Here is a 17,929-nt window from a genome sequence, read left to right on the forward strand (position 1 = left end):
GTGACTATGTCGGAGGTTCCCCACCCGATCCCATTCCGAACTCGGTCGTTAAGCCCTCCAGAGCCAATGGTACTTCGTCTCAAGGCGCGGGAGAGTAGGTCGTCGCCGGGTCTACCAAGCACACATGATATCTTCTCGAACCGTTCTTCTTTTTCGAAACTACCGTTTGCCGCGGGATGGAGCAGCCCGGTAGCTCGTCAGGCTCATAACCTGAAGGTCGTAGGTTCAAATCCTACTCCCGCACCCAAACACCAAAAAAGCCCCACAGCTAACCGCTGTGGGGCTTTGTGCGTGTAGGGCTCCGACGCAAAGGTCCCTCTTCCAGCCGCGTGACCACCACGGAATGGGCTCTATTGACGGGGCGCGGCTCGCATCAACGGGTGAGTAGCCGGCTTGCGCGTCCAGGCCCGAAAAATTGTTGCCGAAACCTAGTCGCAGGCTACGGATCTAGATGCCGCCGCTCTGCTTGACCACCAAGACTATGAGCGCAATGCACACGATTGCAGCGACGCCGATCGCGAGCGCGATCAGGCGAAATGCGCCCTTGGTCGGCTTGTCCGGCCCGTCTTCGTAGCCGATAGGCGTTTTCCGCGGTTCTTTTCGGTCATGGAGCTCACAACGCGCCAGCCGTCGGAAAGTCTGTGGTGCATTGATAATAAGAGGTCGTCGCCTTCGACGCGGCATCTGCACGGTGGGTCAAAGAGATACTTTGTAGCATCGTGGCTGGCCTTAAGCGGGACAGGTTTCGCCCGGCACAGGGGCGCCGCCAGGGCGTTCGAAACCCTCGTCGCCCTGTTTTGCTTCCCCCTCCTTTTTATTGGTGCAGCGCGCGATCATTGGCCCAGCCCAAGCCCGCGTGATCTGCGGATTTGAACGATACCCGGTCGGGTCGGTGCTCAGTTTTAGGTTTCTGTTCGAATTACGCTCATTGACGCCTTTGATGATCGGGACGTCGAACGTATCGGCGATACGCTTCGCGCTATTCAACTTGGTTGGCGCACTGACCTGGGCGGGGATCTTGGTCTGTCTAGGGTCGCGTTCGGGACGGGGATCGAACATGTCTTCGGACATCTGCCCGTCCACATTCACCTGACGGCGGTCGTCGCCGTTGCGGTCGTGCTGTTGGTCGGTTCTGGCTTTGGCGAAGGGTCAGACGCAGCCGGATTGTCAAAGTCGTTTGAGTGTTCAGAAGCCCGGTGGGCGGGGAGAGCCGCCCACCGGAGCCTAGGTTGCGATCAGAAGCGGTAGGCGACGCCGACGCGCAGATTACGGCCGGGAAGCGGGGCGATGTCCTTGAGGAAGGAAACGTGTTCGCGGGCCTCTTCGTCGGTCAGGTTCCGCGCCTCGGCGAACAGGGTGACGTTCTGCTGGCTGAAAGGCCGCACAGCCACAGAGGCGTTGATCAGGGTGTAGTCGTCAGTCGGCAGTTCGAAGGCGTTGGCGACGCGGTCTTGTTCGCCGACGTGACGAACCTCGCCGCTGACATCGAACTTGGTCGAGGTCCAGGCCAGGCGGCCGGTGACGGAATAGGGCGGGATCCGTGCCGCCGGTCCGAAGTCGGTCTGGGCGCGGACATAGTCGGCGGCGCCTTCCAGCGACAGTTTGCGATCGCCGTCCTGCCACAGGGCATAGGCGCCCTCCAGCTCAAAGCCGTAGAATTTCGCGTCGGTCTGGACGAAGCGATAGACGGGGAAGGTCTCGTTCTCCTCCTCGAAGAGGAATTCTTCGCCTGTCGGTCGCTCGTCGATGAAGCCGTCGTACCACGAGTGATAGACGTGCAGATCGCCGGTGAAGCGTCCGCGATCATAGTGGGCGGTGCCCTCCAGCGTCGTGACCTTTTCGGAGTTCAGATTCAGGTCACCGGTCTCATAGGCCGCCGTGGCGATGTGGACGCCGTCGGCGAACAGTTCGACCTCGCTGGGGGCGCGTTCGTTGTGGGCCAGGCTGAGACCCAGGAACAGGCCGGTGGCCGGGCGGATGAAGGCGGCGGCCGAGGCGGACCAGTTGTCGAACTCGCGGTTCACCTCGCTGGTCCCGCCGATGGGCGTAGCGCTCAGTTCGCGCCGGTCATAGCGCAGGCCGCCCTCGAAGCCGTGGTTGCCGCGGTCCAGGCGCTGCACCGTGTAGATCCCCAGTTCGTCGATCTTGACGGTCGGGACGAAGGCTTCCTCGCCGATAGCCTCAAAGTTGCGCGACAGGGTTTGAACGCCGACGGCGCCGTTCCAGCCGTTGCGCTCGCGCTGAACCAGGTCGGCACGGCCTTCCCAGCCGTCCGAGTTGAAGATGGTGCCGGGTTCGCCCACGTCCTCGAACTCGGTGTGGGTGTAGTCGGCGTGACCGTAGGAGCCGCGAAGGGCGGCGAAGGGGCCGGCGTCAAACCGGTATTCGCCGCGTGCGTCCCAGCGTTCCTGGTTCAGTTTGATGAAGACGGATTCTTCGGCGACCGTGCCGTATTCACTGTCGGTGTTCTTGTACGACACGCCGGCGAAGCCCTTGTCGCCGATGTAGGATCCGCCGACGCCCCAGGCTTCCAGATCGCTATAGCTGTTGGGCTGGCTGCCGCCGTCGCCGCGCGCGATGCCTTCGGCGGCGGCGCGCCGGGCGGAAATGGCCGGGGCCGGAATGTCGTAGTCGTCGCTCTTGCGCTTCACGCCGTCGACGTTGAAGGCGAAATGGCCGCTGCCGACCGTGACGCGGCCGAAAACGCTGCGGCCGTCATCGACGCTGGAGGCCTGGGTCGAGACCACGCCGGAGAGGCCGCCCTCGGGGATTTCGGTCGGGATGCGGTTGTCCAGAACGTTGACCACGCCGCCGATGGCCGATCCGCCATAAACCAGGGTGGCGGGGCCCCGGATGATCTCGATGCGGTTGGCCTCGGCCGGGTCGGTCGCGACCGCGTGGTCGGGCGACACCGAACTGGCGTCGATCAGGCCGATGCCGTTGGTCAGTACCTGAACGCGCGGGCCGCTGAGGCCGCGGATGACGGGGCGGCTGGCGCCCGGCGCGAAGTCGGTCGAGCGCACGCCGGGACGACCGCTGAGCATATCGCCCAGCGATGAGGCCGGCGCGGTGGCCAGTGTCTGTTCGTCCAACACATCCGTCGCGATGACCGAGGCGCGCTGGCTGATGCCGTAGGGCGCGCCGGTGACGATGATGTCGTCGAGCTTGGCGGGGGCGTTATCCGTCGACTGGGCTGCGGCGACGCCCGCCAGGACGGTGGAACCGACGGCTGCAAGAAGGAGCGAACGCGAAACAGAAGAGGGACGCATGACAGTGACCTTCGGGGAGTGAAGGTCGTGTGTTATGAGATAACGTCACGAAAGGTCAATAGGCCGCAGGCGAACGTTCTTTGATCGCCGCTCGCCTGTGACGCAGGCGAAACAGTTCTTGCGCGCCAATCGTCGTCTTGGTGAGCGACTGACTTGCGATGCGGTCATGAAAAAAGATGGCGCACCCGACAGGATTCGAACCTGTGACCCCTGCCTTCGGAGGGCAGTACTCTATCCAGCTGAGCTACGGGTGCGCATGCGGCGTGACGCCGGAACAGGCCGCTTACAGCAAGGTGCGGGCTGTCTCAATCCCGAATAAGCGCCAAGGTCGGGATGATCGGCTTCATGCGGCGTCAAGCACGGCACCTCAAGGTAGACCAGCGGCCTCAACAGCGCGAAGCGCGTTAGGCCAGGAAGGAAGGCAATAGGGCGCGAGCGCCCTATTGCGCCGTCATGCCGCCGTCGATCTTGAACTCGGAACCTGTGACGAACTTCGACTCGTCCGAAGCGAGGTACAGGACGCAATAGGCGACGTCGTCCGGCTCCCCGATCCGCTTCAGCGGGATGCCGCGCGCCAGGCGTTCGTGGGCCTTGTCCTCGTCGCCGCCGGCCATGGCGATGAAGGGGTCTAGGATCGGGGTCTTGATGAAGACCGGGTGGACCGAGTTGCAGCGCACGTTCCAGTCGGCCTTGGCGGCTTCGAGCGCCAGGGTCTTGGTGTACATCCAGACGGCGGCCTTGGTGGCGTTGTAGGCGCCCATGCCTGGGGCGGCGACCATGCCGGCGATCGAGGAGATGTTGATGATCGAGGCCGGTGCGGCGGCGCGCAGGTGCGGCATCGCATGTTTGGCGCCCAGCATGATCGAGCGAAGGTTGATCTCGTACTGACGTTGCCAGTTGTCGACCGTGTCCTGTTCGACGAAGGCCAGTGGCCCGCCGACGCCGGCGTTGTTGACCAACACCGAAAGGCCGCCCAGGTCGGCGACGGCGGCGGTCACGACCCGCTCCCAATCGGCCTCGCTGGCGACATCGTGGGCATAGGCGAAGGCGGCGCCCGGATGCTCTTCATTGATGCGGCTTGTCAGGGCGGCGGCGCGGTCGCCATCGATGTCGGTGACGGCGACGCGGGCGCCTTCGCGGGCCAGCATCAAGGCCATGGCTTCGCCCAATCCGCCGGCGGCGCCGGTGATCAGGACGGTCTTTCCCGCGACTCGACCTGGACGTTCGGCGCCGCTCATGACTTCACGCCCATGTCGGCGGCGGCCTTGTCGATAAAGCGCGCCAGGGTCACGTCCTTGTCGGTCACACCGTCGGCGTCATGGGTGGTCAGCAGCACCTCTACCCGGTCATAGACGTTGGACCATTCGGGGTGGTGATCCATCTTGTCAGCCATCAGGGCGACGCGGGTCATGAAGCCGAAGGCGGCGTTGAAGTCGGCGAACTTCAGCGTCCGCATGATGGCCGAACGGTCGCCGTCATGAGCGCGCCAGGCCGGAAAATCCTTAAGCGTTTCCGCTACGTCAAGACGAGTGTCGGTCATCGCGTTTCCTCTTTTCATCCGGCGTAAGGCGCCCGACGGGTCGCGGCAAGCGGCGAGGCTGCTCTCGGAACTCATGGTCAAGCTTTCGCGTTTTAGTTCTCGTGGAGACGTCACCTTTGGGCATCTTCCGATCGTCAGCGGGGTTAAGATGGACAATCTCTGGATCGCCGCGCTGGACGCGGCCGACCGCAAGCGGATCGAACCTCATCTGAAGCAGGGCGAGATCGCGCGCGGCCAGATGCTTTATGACGCCGGCGAAGCGGTCAACCACGTCTGGTTTCCGATCAAGGGGGTGGTGTCGCTGATGACCATCCTGCCCGACGACAAGATGGTCGAGACCGCCGCCATCGGACGAGAAGGTTTGATCGGCGTGACCTGCGGCCCCTTCAACGCCCGCGCCGCCAGCCGGGCGATCTCGCAACGTGACGGCGTCGCCGCCTACTGTTCGGCCGAGGTGTTCGGCGAGGCTCTGGACGAAAGCGAAAGCCTGCGCCTGGCCCTGTCTCGCTTCACTGAGGGGCTGATGGCTCAGGTCCAACAGGCCGCCGCCTGCAACGCCCAGCACCGGCTGGACGAGCGGCTGGCGCGCTGGCTGCTGATGCTGCATGACCGGGCCGAGGACGACCGGATCGACCTGACCCAGGCTGATATCGCCGGCATGCTGGGGGTGCGACGCGCTACCGTGTCCGAGGTCGGGACGGTGCTGGAGGGCAAGGATCTGATCCAGCGAGGGCGCGGCTGGGTCAAGGTGCTGGACCGGGACGGCCTGGAGAAGGCGTCGTGCGGCTGTTACGGCCTGATGCGTGAAGTGACCAAGGATCTGAAATTGCCGCAGCCGGAAGCCGCCTGATCCGGCGTGTGATCGGGTGACGGCGGCGCGGCGACGCGCTAAACGGTGACCCATGACAGACGCCTCCTCGCACGGCCCGCATTCGCAGGGCGACCGTTCCTCCTTCGGCTTCCGCGACGTGGACGCGCGCGAGAAGGTCAAGATGGTGCGGGGGGTCTTCGATTCCGTCGCCTCCAGCTACGACGTGATGAACGACCTGATGAGCGTCGGCGTCCACCGCATCTGGAAGGACATGGCCGCCGCCAAGCTGAACCCCCGTCCGGGCGAGACCATACTGGACGTGGCCGGCGGCACCGGCGACATGGCGCGACGCTATTCCAAGATGGCCCGCGCGGCCCAGGAACGGCGCGGCGGCGAAGACGCCAATGTGATCGTGCTGGACTATAACGCCGAAATGATCCTGGCCGGGGTGCACAAGGGCGGTGAGCCCGAGATGAGCTGGTCGGTCGGGGATGCGATGAACCTGCCCCTGCCGGACGCCTCGGTCGACGCCTATTCGATCAGCTTCGGCATCCGCAACGTGGCCCATATCGACAAGGCCCTGGCCGAGGCGCGTCGCGTGCTGAAGCCGGGCGGGCGGTTCCTGTGCCTGGAGTTCTCGCGCCCGACGACCAGCCCGATCCGCAAGGTCTATGACGCCTGGTCCTTCCACGCCATTCCGCGCATCGGGGGCTGGGTCGCCAAGGATCGCGAGAGCTATCAGTATCTGGTCGAGAGCATCCGCCGCTTCCCCGACCAGACGACGTTCAAGGGCCTGATCGAGGACGCTGGTTTCCGACGCGTCTCCGTGACCAACCTGTCGGGCGGGATCGCCGCCATCCACCACGGGTGGGCGATCTGACCAGCCGGATTTATCGCACGGCCCCGCCGCCGCCCGCCACTGTGGCGGTGCAGAACCCGGTTGCGGCCTTCTTGCGCCTGCTGGGCTGGCTGTGGGTTCTGGCGCGTCATGATGCGCTGATCCCGCGCGAGGCCAACCCCCTGCTGCCCGTCTGGGCCCGCCCCTTCGCCCGCGCGGTGCAAATGCTGTCCGGCCGCGACGGCCGTCAGGGCCGGCCGGGCCAGCGGATGGGCCAGGCGTTCGAACATCTGGGGCCTGTGGCGATCAAACTGGGCCAGGTCCTGGCCACCCGCGCCGACATCTTCGGCCTGCAGTTCGCGCGCGACCTGGGCCGGTTGAAGGACGCCTTGCCGCCCTTTCCGCTGGAGGAGGCGCGGCGCGAGATCGAGAAGTCGCTGGGCCGATCGGTCGAGAGCCTGTTCATCGATCTGAGCCCGCCGGTCGCCGCCGCCTCCCTGGCCCAGGCGCACCGGGCGACCCTGGCCGACGGTCGGGCCGTAGCGGTCAAGGTGCTGCGGCCGGGGGTCGAGCGCCGGGTCGCCGACGGGCTGGACGCCATGCGGCTGGGCGCCGCTCTGGTGTATCGGCTGGTTCCCCTGTCGCGCCGGCTGGAGCCCCAGGCCTTCGTCGAAACCATCGCCAATTCGATGGATCTGGAGCTGGACATGCGGCTGGAAGCCGCCGCCGCCAGCGAGATGGCCGACGTCATGGCCAAGGACGGCTATATGTCCGCCCCCGCCGTCATCTGGGACGGGGTGGGCAAGCGGGTGCTGACGCTGGAATGGGCCAAGGGCGTGCCCATGACCGATCCGAGCCTGCCGGACCTGCCCGGCCTGGACACTGACCTGCTGGCCGACAATGTGGTGCGCGCCTTCCTGGTTCAGGCCCTGGATCACGGCGTGTTCCACGCCGACCTGCACGAGGGCAATCTGTTCGCCAACGCCCGGGCCCATCTGACGGCCATCGACTTCGGCATCGTCGGGCGGCTGGGTCCGGCCGAGCGGCGCTATCTGGCCGAGATCCTGTGGGGCTTCATCTCGCGGGATTACGACCGGATCGCCCGGGTCCATTTCGAGGCCGGCTATGTGCCCGCCCACCATTCGGTCGAGACCTTCGCCCAGGCCTTGCGTGCGGTGGGCGAGCCGGTGATCGGACGCGCCGCCAGCCAGGTGTCGATGGGCCGGCTGCTGGGCCAGCTGTTCGAGATCACCGCCCTGTTCGACATGCGGCTGAGGCCCGAGCTGATCCTGCTGCAGAAGACCATGGTCTCGGTCGAAGGGGTGGCGCGCCGGCTGCAGCCCGATCACGACCTGTGGAAGGCCGCCCAGCCGGTGGTCGAACGCTGGATCCGACGCGAGCTGGGGCCCCAGGCCCAGGCGCGCGACGCCCTGAACGAGATGATCGCGGCGGCGCGGGCCATCTCGCGTCTGGTGCAGGAGCCGCCGCGTCCGGCGGCGGTGGTCATCGAAAAGTCGGGAACTCCGGCTTGGGTGACGGCTTCAGTCACGGTCGCGGTTCTCGCGGCCCTGACGGCCCTGGGCCTCTCGCTCTGGCCCTATCTGTCCTGACCGGAGCTTTACGCATGAAGCCGACCCTTATGAAGACCGCCCTAGCGGCAGCCTTGCTGCTGGCGCCCGTTCCCGCCTTCGCCCAGGCCGCCGCCGGCGCCGTGCCCAACGCCTTCGATCGGCCTGCGCAGTCGGCGACCACTCAGGCGCGTCCCGGTCCTGCTGCACCCGCGCCTACGGCTGCGGCCCAGGCGCCCGACATCGCCCGGTCGGAGGAGGCCTTGCGCGCCGTGATCGCGGCGGCTCAGGGGACCGGGTTCGACTATGCGGACTTCACGACGGGCCTGGGAACCCAGATCCGCCAGCAGGAGGCCCAGGTCATCCCGCTGATCAAGGGCTTCGGGGCGATCAAGACCGTCCAGTACGTCAGGCAGGAAGGCGAGGCCCAGATGTTCAAGGTCACCTTCGACAACCAGGTCACCGAATGGATGATCGGCTTTGACGCCGAAGACAAGATCGCCGCCCTGCTGTTCCGCCCAGCCGAGAGCTGACGTCTCAGGTCTCCGTCGCGGGCGGCGCATCGTCGTCCGGGATGGGGCCGGTCTGGTGATACAGACGCGCCGCCGCATAGCAGGGCGCCACCGTGCAGGTCTTCATGACCAGGCGCGCGGTGTAGGCGCCGTTTGCGGCAGGGCGGATATTTATGACGGGCGCCGAGTCCGGCAGGGTGTCGCGTTCGACGATCTTGCCGGCCGGATCGACCAGTTCCATGTCGAGATCCGAACATTCCGCGTCGCATTCTGCGATGATGCGATAGTTTTCGTTTCGCTTGAGATCCAGCTTCCAGGCGTGAACCTCGGTGGGCTGCATGGCCACGACGGCGTCTTCGACGCCTGAGACGGGCGAAAAGCCCTTGGCGAGTTCTTCGGCGGCTTCATCCAGATAACCGCGCGCGACACGTCGAATTTCCTGCCTGTCCTTTTCGGACAGCGACACCTGAGGCGTGGCGGCGATGATGGCCTTGTCCTGTTCGGACTGGGCCGGCGCCTGAGGTCCGGGATCGGCGCTTTCCTTCTTTCGGACTTCGTATTGGCCGCAGGCGCCGAGGCCGCCCGTCGCCAGCATCAACCCGATCGTCATCGCCCGAAATCGCCGCATGCGCGCCTCACTCAACCGTTGCTGTGGAAGCTGAACGGTATCGGACGGAAGATGTTCCTGCGTCTCAGTCGTCCTGACGCGGTTTTCCTCGGCCCGACTTGATCGTGGACCGCGTGGTCTTGGCCTTCAGCCGTCGCTCCTTCGACGCCTTGGTCGGGCGGGTCGGCACGCGATAGACCGGTCGGATCGAGGCCTCGTCCACCATGGCCTGGAGCCGTTCCATGGCGTCGGCGCGGTTGCGCTCCTGGGTGCGGTGGCGGACGGCGGTGATCAGGATCACCCCCTCCAGCGTCAGCCGGCTGCCGGCCAGCTTCATCAGCCGCGCCTTGACCGGCTCGGTCAGGCTAGGGGAGTTCTTCACGTCGAACCGCATCTGAACGGCGGTCGAGACCTTGTTGACGTTCTGGCCGCCCGGTCCGCCGGCGCGGTAGAAGTGAAACTCCAGCTCGTCCTCGGGGATCGTCGTCATGTCGCGATCCGACGCGCCTTGACCACGGCCTGGTCCAGGGTCTGGAGGAAGCGCGACCGATCGGCGGCCGAAAACGGCGGCGGGCCCGAGGTGGCCACCCCCATCGACCGCAGATGCTCGCCCACCATCCGCCCGGCCAGGGCCGAACCGATCGAGTCCGGCGTGAAGGGCTGTCCGTTGGACTTCAGCGCCTGGGCGCCCGACTTCAGGCAACGGTCGGCTAAAGGGATGTCGGCGGTGATCACCACATCGCCGACGCCCGCCCGTTCGGCGATCCAGTCGTCGGCGATGTCAGGACCGGCGTCCACCACCACCTGTTCGATCAGGGCCTCGCGCGGGACCTGCATCCAGCCGTTGGAGACCACATAGGTCTTCAGCCCATAGCGCCGCGCGACGCGATAGACCTCCTCCTTCACCGGGCAGGCGTCGGCGTCGATGTAGAGGGCGGTCGGCATGGGCCTGACCTAGCGCGGACAGGGGCGGGTCGTCGAGCGTGGGGTGTGACGCCAAGCGGACGTTGGGGGTGTTAGTGGAGGATGGCCCGGCTAACCTAACCGCACCGATACTCCGCCGTCCACCAACATGGGGCTCCCTGTCATGAAAGACGAACGGTCGCCCAGCAGGAACAGCGCAGCTTGTGCGATCTCTACGGGTTTGGCCATTCGCTTCATAGGGTGCAACCCCGCTACATAAGCCAGGACATCGGGGTTTCCCTCACCCCCCATCTGAGTCACGGTCCCGCCGGGAAGCAGTGCATTAACTCGAACATTCGCCGCCGCGTGGTCCGCCCCTAAGGACTTGGTCAATCCGATCAACCCGGCTTTGGAAGCCGCATATGCGGCCATGCCCGGCAGGCCGCCATTACTGAAGCCGACGAACGATGAGGTAAAAACGATTGAGCCTCCGCCGTGCCTCGCCAAGACCGGAATTTGTGCCTTGGCGGCTAGGAACGCGCTGGTCAGATTGGTGGCGAGCACATCATTCCAATCGAATAGGTTCATGTCGGCTACGGGGACCATGGCTCCGACTGAGCCAGCGTTGTTAAACGCCCCATTGAGCGCGCCAAACTCGCTTAGCGCCTGATCCACTAGCGCCTGAGCGTAGCCCTCATCCTGGACGTCGCCGGCGAGCCACACCGCTTGCCCGCCTGCACCGTTAATACGGTCCGCGATCCCCTTGAGATTTGAGTCGCGGCGCGCGCCGAGAACAAGCTTGGCGCCCTCGGCCGTGAATAGCTCTGCGGCCGCTTCGCCAATGCCGCTGCTTGCGCCAGTCACGATGATCGTCTTGTCTTTCAATTCCATAAGCATTCTCCAGCGATGCGCTAACCTGGCCTGCGAGTTCGACCAGCTCTGCTGCTAGCAACAGGTCATCATTCGGTCTGGCGCGTTTCGGCCATGCAATGTTGATCGCCGCCGAAGGGCGCAGGGCGATGTCGCCCCAGAGTCCGCACTGGTCCTTGCTCAGCGGACACTCCGAATGAGTCCTATGGGTGATCTGCGAAATCCGCATCTGATCGGAAAGCAAATCTTGGCGCGCCTTCCCGTCCCATCCCCGCCTTGCGGGGAGGGGACCGCTGAGCAGTACAGGGGGGGGACGCCGCAGAGGTGCCGGTCTTGCGGACGCACCCCTCCGTCCCGGCGTGGAAGACGCGCGGTACCTCCCCCAGAGGGCGGGGAATTAAAAAAGGGCGGGGCCTTGCGGTCCCGCCCTTTCACTTCTGGCTCTAAGCCCCTGTCAGTTGCGATAGGCCGGCGGCATCGGCGTCTGCTGGCGGTAGCGGTCGCGGAGCAGCAGGGCGCGGCTGGTCAGGGGTTGTTCGACGCCGTCGATGAAGACGGCCGAGGGCTGGCTGAGCGGCTCCAGCGGGTCGCCGGACCAGACCACGACGTCGGCGGCGGCGCCCGGCGCGATCTGGCCGAACTGTCCGGCCATGCCGAAGATTTGGGCCGGATTGACCGTCAGGGCGGCGATGGCGGCGCCGTAAGGCAGGCCGTGCGAGACGGCGTTGCCGGCGTTGTAGCGGGCCTCGCGGGCGCGGTGGGTCGAGCCCTCGTTGCCCTTGATGGCGATGACCACCCCGGCCGCATTCAGGGCCGCCGCATTCTCCATCCGCGCCGCCCGCATCTCGAAATCGGCGGGCAGGTTGGAGATGGGGTTCAGCAGGACGGGCACGCCTGCCGCGGCGATCTCGCCGGCGACCAGCCAGCCTTCCTCGGCGCCGTCCAGGATCAGCTTGATCCCTTCCTCGCGCGCCAAACGCAGCACCTGCTGGATGTCCGACGCCCGGTGGACGCTGACGATCAGGGGCAAGGTTCCGTTGGCGACCGGGATCAGCGCCTCCAGGTCCGCGCGCGACAGGCTGAGGTCGCGCAGGCCCGCCCGCTCATAGGCCGACTTGTTGCGGGCGTAGAGGCGGACCTCGGCCAGGGTCTCCTTGAACAGGACGAACTGGGCGCCCCGCGCGCCGCCGGCGATGTCGGCTCCGGCCTCGCCGAAGGGGGCGACCATGGCCACGCGCGGCTTGACCAGGATGTCGCTTCCCTGGGCCAGACGGATGACCGCCGCCTGACCGGCGAACAGGCCCGGCGTCTGGTAGCCGCCGTCGCCGGCGCCGGCCGTTTCGTCCTCGTGCACATGGCCGCCGGACGAGCCGGGGTGCTGGGGCACGACCACGGCGCGGGTGATTCCGCCCAGACGCGCCACCGGCAGGGTGAAGGACCAGGGGTCCAGGCCGTAGGAGATGTCGAAGGCGGCGCTGAGGGTGTTGGCGCTGTTGCGCAGTTCGTTGGTGCCGCTGACGGCGCCGACCTCGGTCCCGGCCAGACCGGAATCGACGGCGACGAAGCCGGGGGCGACGACCTTGCCGGTCGCGTCGATGACGCGGGCGCCGGCCGGGGCGCTGCCTGAGCCGACCGAGACGATCTTGCCGTCACGGATCACGACCGTGCCGCCCTCGATGACTGAGGTTCCGGTCAGGACGCGCCCGCCTGTTATCGCGACGGTGTCCTGGGCCAGGGCCGGGGCGGCAAGAGACAAGGCCGCGACGGCGCCCGCGAGGATGTGAGACAGACGCATCAGCGGGCTCCTTCGGCGACGTTGGCGGCGGTCAGGCCATAGCCCGGTTGGCCCAGCTCGAAGTCGCTGGTTGGCTGATAGGCGGGGTTGGTCCGGTCGAAGGTCAGGGCGCCGTCGATGAAGACCTGGTCGGCGCGGGCGTAGATGGAGAAGGGATCGGCGCTCCAGATCACCACATCGGCGCGCTTGCCGGCCTCCAGCGAGCCGGTCTGGTCGGCGATGCCGATGGCCTTGGCGGCGTTGGAGGTGATCCAGCCGATGGCGTGTTCTTCCGAGATGTTCAGACCGGCGCGACGGCCGGCCGACAGGGCGGCGGCGGCCTCCTGATTCAACCGTTGAGTCAGTTCGGCGTCGTCGGAGTGGATGACGGCGCACGAGCCCTGTTGCGCATCCACCAGGGCGGCGTTCTCCTCGATGGCGTCCAGGGCCTCCATCTTGAAGCCCCACCAGCCGGTCCACATGGCCGCGCAGATGCCGTTCTGGGCCAGTTGGGGCGCCAGCTTGTAGGCTTCGGTGGCGTGGTGGAAGGTGGTGATGCGGTAGCCGAACTCCTTGGCCATATCGATCATCATGGCCATTTCGTCGGCGCGGTAGCAGTGGTTCTGGATCAGGATCGAGCCGTCCAGCACCCCGACCAGGGTCTCGTTCTGCAGATTACGGGTCGGGGCCGCGCCCTCGCCGTCCTCGCGCCACTTGTCCCACTTGGCCTTGTAATCGCGCGCGGCGATGAAGGCGGCGCGGTAGCCGGCCATATTGCCCATGCCGGTCGCCGGGCTCTGGTTGCGGCCGCCATAGACGCGCGAGGGGTTCTCGCCGCAGGCCATCTTGACCGTATAAGGGGCGTCCGGGAATTTCATGCCCTGCATGGTGATCGAGGGCGTGTTGCGAATGGTCACGCCCCTGCCGCCGAACAGATTGGCCGAGCCGGGCAGGATGTGAAGCGTGGTGACGCCGCCGGCGCGGGCGGTGTTGAAGCCCGGATCCTGAGGCCACAGCGAATGTTCGGCCCAGACCTGGGCGGTGTTCGGGCTGGTGGCCTCGTTGCCGTCGCTCATGCCGCTGACGCCGGGGGACGGATAGACGCCCAGGTGGCTGTGGACGTCGATGACGCCGGGGGTGACGTAGCGGCCGCGCGCCTCGACGACGCGATAGCCGGCGGGGACGGGGGTGGAGGCGTCGCCGACGGCGGCGATCTTGCCGTCCGTGACCACGACCACGCCGTTTTCGATCTTGCGGTCCGTGCCGGTCAGGACCGTGGCGCCGACCACGACGAAATTCTCGCGCGGCAACGGTTGATAGGTGGACGGATAGGGATTCAGCGTGGTCGCCGGATCCAGGCCGACGGCCAGGGTCTTGTCCTTGGACGGCGCGGACGCCTCCGAGTCCGTATCCGTAGTGGCGCAGGCTGATAGGCCGAGCACAGCAAAGCCTATGGCCGCGAGGCTGACGCCTCGCAGATGATGTCCGATCATCAGATCCCCTTTTCCCGACGACACGCCAGCCCGACGTGTCTTGCGATCGTCATAGGAGGGGCATCTGACGGAGGCGTCAAAAGATTTCGATGTTCGATGAGGGTGGGGTACGATCATCACCTCCCCGTTCGCGAAGGCGAATGGGGAGGACAGACCGCGAAGCGGTCAGGAGGGGGCGAGACGGTGGCGGACGGGGAGTTTCGTACGGCGAGCGCCTGGGGCTGGCGCGCTTTAGCGACAACGCGGGATAGGGCGGAGTCGCCCCCTCCTGGTCGCTGGCGCGACCTGTCCTCCCCATTCGCCTTCGCGACCGGGGAGGTGAGAGCGGATGGTCTGGACGCGCCTGTCCCTGACCGGTAACGGCACGCGCATGAGCGACGACGAAAACCCGCATCTCGACCGCCCGCTGCGGTCGTTCGGCCGCATAAAGGCCCGTCCGATCAAGCCCCGTCAGGCGGCGCTGATGGAGACGCTGCTGCCCGAAATCGCCGTGCCCGATCCCAAGGCCGGGCCGCTGGACCCCAGGGCGATGATGCCCGAGGCGGCCGAGGTGTGGCTAGAGATCGGGTTCGGCGGGGGGGAGCACATGGCGGCCCAGGCGGCGACGCGGCCGGACGCCCTGGTCATCGGCTGCGAGCCCTTTTTGAACGGCGTCGCCTCGGCCCTGCGTCATATCGAGGAGGGCGGGCTGAAGAATGTCCGCATCCACGCCGACGACGCCCGCGACCTGGTCGACGCCCTGCCGGACGCCTCGGTGGACCGGGTGCTGATCCTCTTCCCCGACCCCTGGCATAAGGCCCGGCACAACAAGCGCCGCTTGTTGCAGGACGAGACGGCCCAGGCCTTCGCCCGCATCCTGAAGCCGGGTGGCACGCTGCGCTTCGTCACCGACTGGCTGGACTATGCCGAATGGGCGCTGGAGCGGCTGAACCGTACGCCGGGGCTTGAGCGGATCGGCGCGCCGGATCAGGACTGGTTCGTCCCGCCGGCCGACCACGTCGTCACCCGCTATGAGGAAAAGAAGCTGGGCGACACCGTTCCGGTCTTCCTGGAGTTTCGAAGGACGAAATGACGTTGGGGCTGCGTAGTTTTACGCACCCGGCGCTTTCGCGGATATTTAACGAACCTCGTTAGTAATGTCCCAAACGATGAGATTTGGGGACGGGGCATATGAAGGCGTTGACGATCGGCGGGCGGATTAATCTGCTCGCCCTGGTGACCATGGCGGGGCTTCTGGTCATCACAGGTCTGTCGCTGATGCGGCTGGACGCCGCCATGCGCGCGGACATCGCCGACAGCACCAAGGCCTCGGTCGAGATCGCCTACAGCGTCGTGGCCCACTATCAGGCTGAGGAGCAGGCGGGTCGCCTTTCCCGTGTCCAGGCCCAGGACGCCGCCAAGGCGGCCGTCGGCGCCATGCGATACGGCAACGACGACTATTTCTGGATCAACGACATGCATCCCACCATGGTGATGCACCCGATGAAGCCGGCGCTGAACGGCACGGATCTGAGCGAGAACAAGGACGCCGACGGCGTGCTGATGTTCAAGGAATTCGTCAGCGTCGTTCAGCAGAAGGGCGAAGGCTTCGTCGACTATCAATGGGCCAAGCCGAACCAGGAAGAGGCGGCCCCCAAGATCTCCTATGTGAAGGGCTTCGCCCCCTGGGGTTGGGTGATCGGCTCGGGCGTCTATACCGATCAGATCGCCGCCGCCGTCGGCAAGGCGGCCATGACGCTGGGCGCCATGGCGCTGGCGGTCGCGCTGGCGATCGGGGCGACCGGCTGGTTCATCGGACGCTCGGTGTCCAGGCCGGTGGTGGCTCTGGGTCGGCGCATGCGCGGCCTGGCCGACGGTGACAAGACCACGGAAATTCCCGGCGTGGCGCGCGGCGACGAGATCGGCCAGATGGCCGCCGCCCTGGCCATCTTCCGCGAAGCCGCCATCGAAAAGGACAGGCTTGAGGCCGAGGCTCTGTCGCAGCGCTCGATGAGCGAACAGGAACGCGCCGCCCGCGAAGCCGAAAAGGCGCGCGAGGCCGAAGAGGACCGCATCACCATTTCAGCACTGGGTCAGGGTCTGTCGGCCATGGCCGATGGCGACCTGACCTACCGGATCGAGGCTGAGTTCGCGCCCAAGGCGGCGCAGCTGAAGACCGACTTCAACGCCGCCATCGCCCAGTTGCAGCAGGCCGTTTCGGTCGTGGTCGCCAACATCGCGGGCATCCGCTCGGGCGCCGGCGAGATCAGCCAGGCCGCCGACGATCTGTCGCGCCGGACCGAACAGCAGGCCGCCGGTCTGGAAGAGACCGCCGCCGCGCTCGACGAGATCACGGCGACAGTGAACAAGACCGCCTCCGGCGCGCGTCAGGCTTCCGATGTCGTTCAAGCCGCCAAGGGCGACGCCGAGACCTCGGGCGTCATCGTCCGCGACGCGGTGTCGGCCATGCAGGCGATCGAAGGCTCGTCGTCGCAAATCAGCCAGATCATCGGCGTGATCGACGAGATCGCCTTCCAGACCAATCTTCTGGCCCTGAACGCCGGGGTCGAGGCGGCCCGTGCGGGCGAGGCCGGTCGCGGTTTCGCCGTCGTCGCCTCCGAAGTCCGGGCCCTGGCCCAGCGTTCGGCCGAAGCGGCCAAAGAGATCAAGACCCTGATCTCCACCTCGACCACCCAGGTCGGTTCGGGCGTGAAACTGGTCGGTCAAACCGGCGAAGCCCTGCAACGGATCGTGGACCGGGTCGCCGAGATCGATGGGCTGGTCAGCGAAATCGCCGCCTCGGCCCAGGAACAGGCCGTCGGCCTGGCCCAGGTCAACACGGCCGTGAACCAGATGGACCAGGTCACGCAGCAGAACGCCGCCATGGTCGAACAATCGACCGCCGCCAGCCACTCGCTGGCCCAAGAGGCCCAAAGCCTGCAGGCCTCCGTCGCGCAGTTTCGCGTCGGCTCGACCGCTGCGCCAGCTCCCGCTCCACGCAGGGCGCCTTCAACCGCCGCCCCGCCGGCGCGCTCGCCCCATCTCGTCGCCGCGCTGAAGACGGTCGGCCGAGGCGGCGCCGCGCCCAAGGTCGCCGCCATGGCGGCCGAGGATGGTTGGGAAGAGTTTTGACTTAAGGGGCGGCAGGGCTGGCGTTTCGGCGGGGCGTCGCCCAGCTATGGCGCCAACCGGAGCCATAAGATGACCTTTTCGATCTACGACGCCGCCTCGCCGATCTTCGTGCACGGCCTGACCAATCTGTCGGGCTGGCTGGACAAGGCGTCGGCGGAGGGGTTCGACGAAGCCGCCCTGGTCCAGGCTCGTCTCCATGAGGACATGCGGCCGCTGACGTCACAGGTCCAGCTGGCCTCGGACTCGGCCAAGGGCGCCGTCGCGCGGCTGGGCGGCGTGGACAATCCGTCGATGGCCGACACCGAGACGACCTTCGCCGAGCTGAAGGACCGCATTGCCCGCACGATCGCCTTCATCGAAAGCGTGGATCCCGCCGCCTTCGTCGGCGCCGAGACCCGGCCGATCGTGGTCAAGACGCCGAACCGCGAGCTGCACTTCGACGGCGCCGGCTATCTGACCAGCTTCGTCCTGCCCAACTTCCACTTCCACCTCACGACCGCCTACGCCATCCTGCGCAAGGAAGGCGTGCCGCTGGGCAAGATGGATTATCTGGGGCGGCTGGCGCTGATTTGACCTCCGACTTCGCCCGAAGCTGACGAAGAGGGCTGACAAGCGATCGTGAACAGCCTATAT

At 66.4% G+C, this 17,929-nt stretch carries 17 protein-coding genes, 2 tRNA genes and 1 rRNA gene; 9 read left to right on the forward strand and 11 right to left on the reverse strand.

Going from position 1 to position 17,929, the window contains the following annotated elements; genetic code table 11:
- Together rrf and ACK4MH_RS08935 are read left to right on the forward strand one after the other, a co-directional pair.
- Positions 1 to 111 (forward strand): 5S ribosomal RNA (rrf, locus tag ACK4MH_RS08930); the annotation flags it as partial.
- A 59-nt stretch (positions 112 to 170) separates the two neighbouring features.
- Positions 171 to 247 (forward strand) — tRNA-Met (locus ACK4MH_RS08935).
- 482 nt (positions 248 to 729) lie between these two features.
- On the opposite strand, the gene ACK4MH_RS08940 is transcribed toward ACK4MH_RS08935, so the two are convergent.
- From ACK4MH_RS08940 to ACK4MH_RS08960, 5 genes are all read right to left on the reverse strand, one after another.
- Positions 730 to 1,071, reverse strand: a complete 342-nt coding sequence (locus ACK4MH_RS08940) for a hypothetical protein (RefSeq protein WP_409717200.1) — start codon at positions 1,069 to 1,071, stop codon at positions 730 to 732.
- 164 nt (positions 1,072 to 1,235) lie between these two features.
- Positions 1,236 to 3,269, reverse strand: coding sequence for a TonB-dependent receptor (locus tag ACK4MH_RS08945; protein ID WP_409717202.1), 2,034 nt, complete (start codon positions 3,267 to 3,269; stop codon positions 1,236 to 1,238).
- A gap of 177 nt (positions 3,270 to 3,446) precedes the next feature.
- Positions 3,447 to 3,523 (reverse strand) — tRNA-Arg (locus ACK4MH_RS08950).
- A 186-nt stretch (positions 3,524 to 3,709) separates the two neighbouring features.
- Positions 3,710 to 4,507 (reverse strand): SDR family oxidoreductase, encoded by a 798-nt coding sequence (locus ACK4MH_RS08955; protein WP_409717204.1) that lies wholly within the window; start codon positions 4,505 to 4,507, stop codon positions 3,710 to 3,712.
- Complete coding sequence (locus tag ACK4MH_RS08960) at positions 4,504 to 4,809, reverse strand: 4a-hydroxytetrahydrobiopterin dehydratase (RefSeq protein ID WP_409717206.1); 306 nt, start codon at positions 4,807 to 4,809, stop codon at positions 4,504 to 4,506. Before ACK4MH_RS08960 ends, ACK4MH_RS08955 begins: the two co-directional genes overlap by 4 nt.
- A 148-nt stretch (positions 4,810 to 4,957) precedes the next feature.
- Here ACK4MH_RS08960 and ACK4MH_RS08965 point away from each other — a divergent pair, with 148 nt between their 5' ends.
- The 4 genes from ACK4MH_RS08965 to ACK4MH_RS08980 are packed head-to-tail and all read left to right on the forward strand — an operon-like array spanning position 4,958 to position 8,559.
- Positions 4,958 to 5,659, forward strand: a complete 702-nt coding sequence (locus ACK4MH_RS08965; RefSeq protein WP_409717208.1) for a Crp/Fnr family transcriptional regulator — start codon at positions 4,958 to 4,960, stop codon at positions 5,657 to 5,659.
- A gap of 52 nt (positions 5,660 to 5,711) precedes the next feature.
- Positions 5,712 to 6,500, forward strand: a complete 789-nt coding sequence (gene ubiE / locus ACK4MH_RS08970; protein ID WP_409717210.1) for a bifunctional demethylmenaquinone methyltransferase/2-methoxy-6-polyprenyl-1,4-benzoquinol methylase UbiE — start codon at positions 5,712 to 5,714, stop codon at positions 6,498 to 6,500.
- Positions 6,488 to 8,068 (forward strand): 2-polyprenylphenol 6-hydroxylase, encoded by a 1,581-nt coding sequence (gene ubiB / locus ACK4MH_RS08975; protein ID WP_409717212.1) that lies wholly within the window; start codon positions 6,488 to 6,490, stop codon positions 8,066 to 8,068. The genes ubiE and ubiB overlap by 13 nt, the downstream gene beginning before the upstream one ends.
- Before the next feature lie 14 nt (positions 8,069 to 8,082).
- The gene (locus ACK4MH_RS08980; protein WP_409717214.1) at positions 8,083 to 8,559 is read left to right on the forward strand and encodes a hypothetical protein; all 477 of its coding nucleotides are present in this window, start codon (positions 8,083 to 8,085) and stop codon (positions 8,557 to 8,559) included.
- Positions 8,560 to 8,563: 4 nt separating this feature from the next.
- Here the strand turns inward: ACK4MH_RS08980 and ACK4MH_RS08985 are convergent, their stop codons facing one another.
- The 6 genes from ACK4MH_RS08985 to ACK4MH_RS09010 all read right to left on the reverse strand — a co-directional run bounded on the left by ACK4MH_RS08985 (position 8,564) and on the right by ACK4MH_RS09010 (position 14,185).
- The gene (locus ACK4MH_RS08985) at positions 8,564 to 9,148 is read right to left on the reverse strand and encodes a hypothetical protein (RefSeq protein WP_409717216.1); all 585 of its coding nucleotides are present in this window, start codon (positions 9,146 to 9,148) and stop codon (positions 8,564 to 8,566) included.
- Between the two features lie 82 nt (positions 9,149 to 9,230).
- A complete protein-coding gene (gene arfB, locus ACK4MH_RS08990; RefSeq protein WP_409717218.1) occupies positions 9,231 to 9,635 on the reverse strand; it encodes an alternative ribosome rescue aminoacyl-tRNA hydrolase ArfB in 405 nt (134 codons plus the stop codon).
- The gene (locus tag ACK4MH_RS08995; RefSeq protein ID WP_409717220.1) at positions 9,632 to 10,090 is read right to left on the reverse strand and encodes a YaiI/YqxD family protein; all 459 of its coding nucleotides are present in this window, start codon (positions 10,088 to 10,090) and stop codon (positions 9,632 to 9,634) included. Before ACK4MH_RS08995 ends, arfB begins: the two co-directional genes overlap by 4 nt.
- A 90-nt stretch (positions 10,091 to 10,180) precedes the next feature.
- Complete coding sequence (locus ACK4MH_RS09000) at positions 10,181 to 10,939, reverse strand: SDR family oxidoreductase (protein ID WP_409717222.1); 759 nt, start codon at positions 10,937 to 10,939, stop codon at positions 10,181 to 10,183.
- A 433-nt stretch (positions 10,940 to 11,372) separates the two neighbouring features.
- Complete coding sequence (locus tag ACK4MH_RS09005; protein WP_409717224.1) at positions 11,373 to 12,713, reverse strand: amidohydrolase family protein; 1,341 nt, start codon at positions 12,711 to 12,713, stop codon at positions 11,373 to 11,375.
- Positions 12,713 to 14,185 carry an amidohydrolase gene (locus ACK4MH_RS09010; protein ID WP_409717226.1) on the reverse strand — a complete coding sequence of 491 codons (1,473 nt, stop codon included), beginning with the start codon at positions 14,183 to 14,185 and terminating at the stop codon, positions 12,713 to 12,715. Before ACK4MH_RS09010 ends, ACK4MH_RS09005 begins: the two co-directional genes overlap by 1 nt.
- A gap of 370 nt (positions 14,186 to 14,555) precedes the next feature.
- Between ACK4MH_RS09010 and trmB the strand changes: the two genes are divergently transcribed.
- From trmB to ACK4MH_RS09025, 3 genes are all read left to right on the forward strand, one after another.
- On the forward strand, positions 14,556 to 15,257 hold the full coding sequence (gene trmB / locus ACK4MH_RS09015) for a tRNA (guanosine(46)-N7)-methyltransferase TrmB (protein ID WP_409717228.1): 702 nt from the start codon (positions 14,556 to 14,558) through the stop codon (positions 15,255 to 15,257).
- 98 nt (positions 15,258 to 15,355) lie between these two features.
- The gene (locus tag ACK4MH_RS09020; RefSeq protein WP_409717230.1) at positions 15,356 to 17,296 is read left to right on the forward strand and encodes a methyl-accepting chemotaxis protein; all 1,941 of its coding nucleotides are present in this window, start codon (positions 15,356 to 15,358) and stop codon (positions 17,294 to 17,296) included.
- A 69-nt stretch (positions 17,297 to 17,365) separates the two neighbouring features.
- Positions 17,366 to 17,869 carry a DUF1993 family protein gene (locus ACK4MH_RS09025; RefSeq protein ID WP_409717232.1) on the forward strand — a complete coding sequence of 168 codons (504 nt, stop codon included), beginning with the start codon at positions 17,366 to 17,368 and terminating at the stop codon, positions 17,867 to 17,869.
- Positions 17,870 to 17,929: the final 60 nt, after the last annotated feature.

The sequence above is a fragment of the Brevundimonas sp. genome, assembly GCF_046295075.1.
In the GTDB taxonomy this organism is placed as follows: Bacteria; Pseudomonadota; Alphaproteobacteria; order Caulobacterales; family Caulobacteraceae; genus Brevundimonas.

Coding starts and splice junctions, on each gene's coding strand:
- ACK4MH_RS09020 (WP_409717230.1), top strand. CDS start 15,356: ATGAAGGCGTTGACGATCGGCGGGCGGATTAATCTGCTCGCCCTGGTG.
- ACK4MH_RS08955 (WP_409717204.1), bottom strand. CDS start 4,507: ATGAGCGGCGCCGAACGTCCAGGTCGAGTCGCGGGAAAGACCGTCCTG.
- ACK4MH_RS09000 (WP_409717222.1), bottom strand. CDS start 10,939: ATGGAATTGAAAGACAAGACGATCATCGTGACTGGCGCAAGCAGCGGC.
- ACK4MH_RS08995 (WP_409717220.1), bottom strand. CDS start 10,090: ATGCCGACCGCCCTCTACATCGACGCCGACGCCTGCCCGGTGAAGGAG.
- ACK4MH_RS08945 (WP_409717202.1), bottom strand. CDS start 3,269: ATGCGTCCCTCTTCTGTTTCGCGTTCGCTCCTTCTTGCAGCCGTCGGT.
- ACK4MH_RS08980 (WP_409717214.1), top strand. CDS start 8,083: ATGAAGCCGACCCTTATGAAGACCGCCCTAGCGGCAGCCTTGCTGCTG.
- ACK4MH_RS09005 (WP_409717224.1), bottom strand. CDS start 12,713: ATGCGTCTGTCTCACATCCTCGCGGGCGCCGTCGCGGCCTTGTCTCTT.
- trmB (WP_409717228.1), top strand. CDS start 14,556: ATGAGCGACGACGAAAACCCGCATCTCGACCGCCCGCTGCGGTCGTTC.
- ACK4MH_RS08960 (WP_409717206.1), bottom strand. CDS start 4,809: ATGACCGACACTCGTCTTGACGTAGCGGAAACGCTTAAGGATTTTCCG.
- ACK4MH_RS08985 (WP_409717216.1), bottom strand. CDS start 9,148: ATGACGATCGGGTTGATGCTGGCGACGGGCGGCCTCGGCGCCTGCGGC.
- ACK4MH_RS09025 (WP_409717232.1), top strand. CDS start 17,366: ATGACCTTTTCGATCTACGACGCCGCCTCGCCGATCTTCGTGCACGGC.
- ubiE (WP_409717210.1), top strand. CDS start 5,712: ATGACAGACGCCTCCTCGCACGGCCCGCATTCGCAGGGCGACCGTTCC.
- ACK4MH_RS08940 (WP_409717200.1), bottom strand. CDS start 1,071: ATGTCCGAAGACATGTTCGATCCCCGTCCCGAACGCGACCCTAGACAG.
- ACK4MH_RS08965 (WP_409717208.1), top strand. CDS start 4,958: ATGGACAATCTCTGGATCGCCGCGCTGGACGCGGCCGACCGCAAGCGG.
- arfB (WP_409717218.1), bottom strand. CDS start 9,635: ATGACGACGATCCCCGAGGACGAGCTGGAGTTTCACTTCTACCGCGCC.
- ACK4MH_RS09010 (WP_409717226.1), bottom strand. CDS start 14,185: ATGATCGGACATCATCTGCGAGGCGTCAGCCTCGCGGCCATAGGCTTT.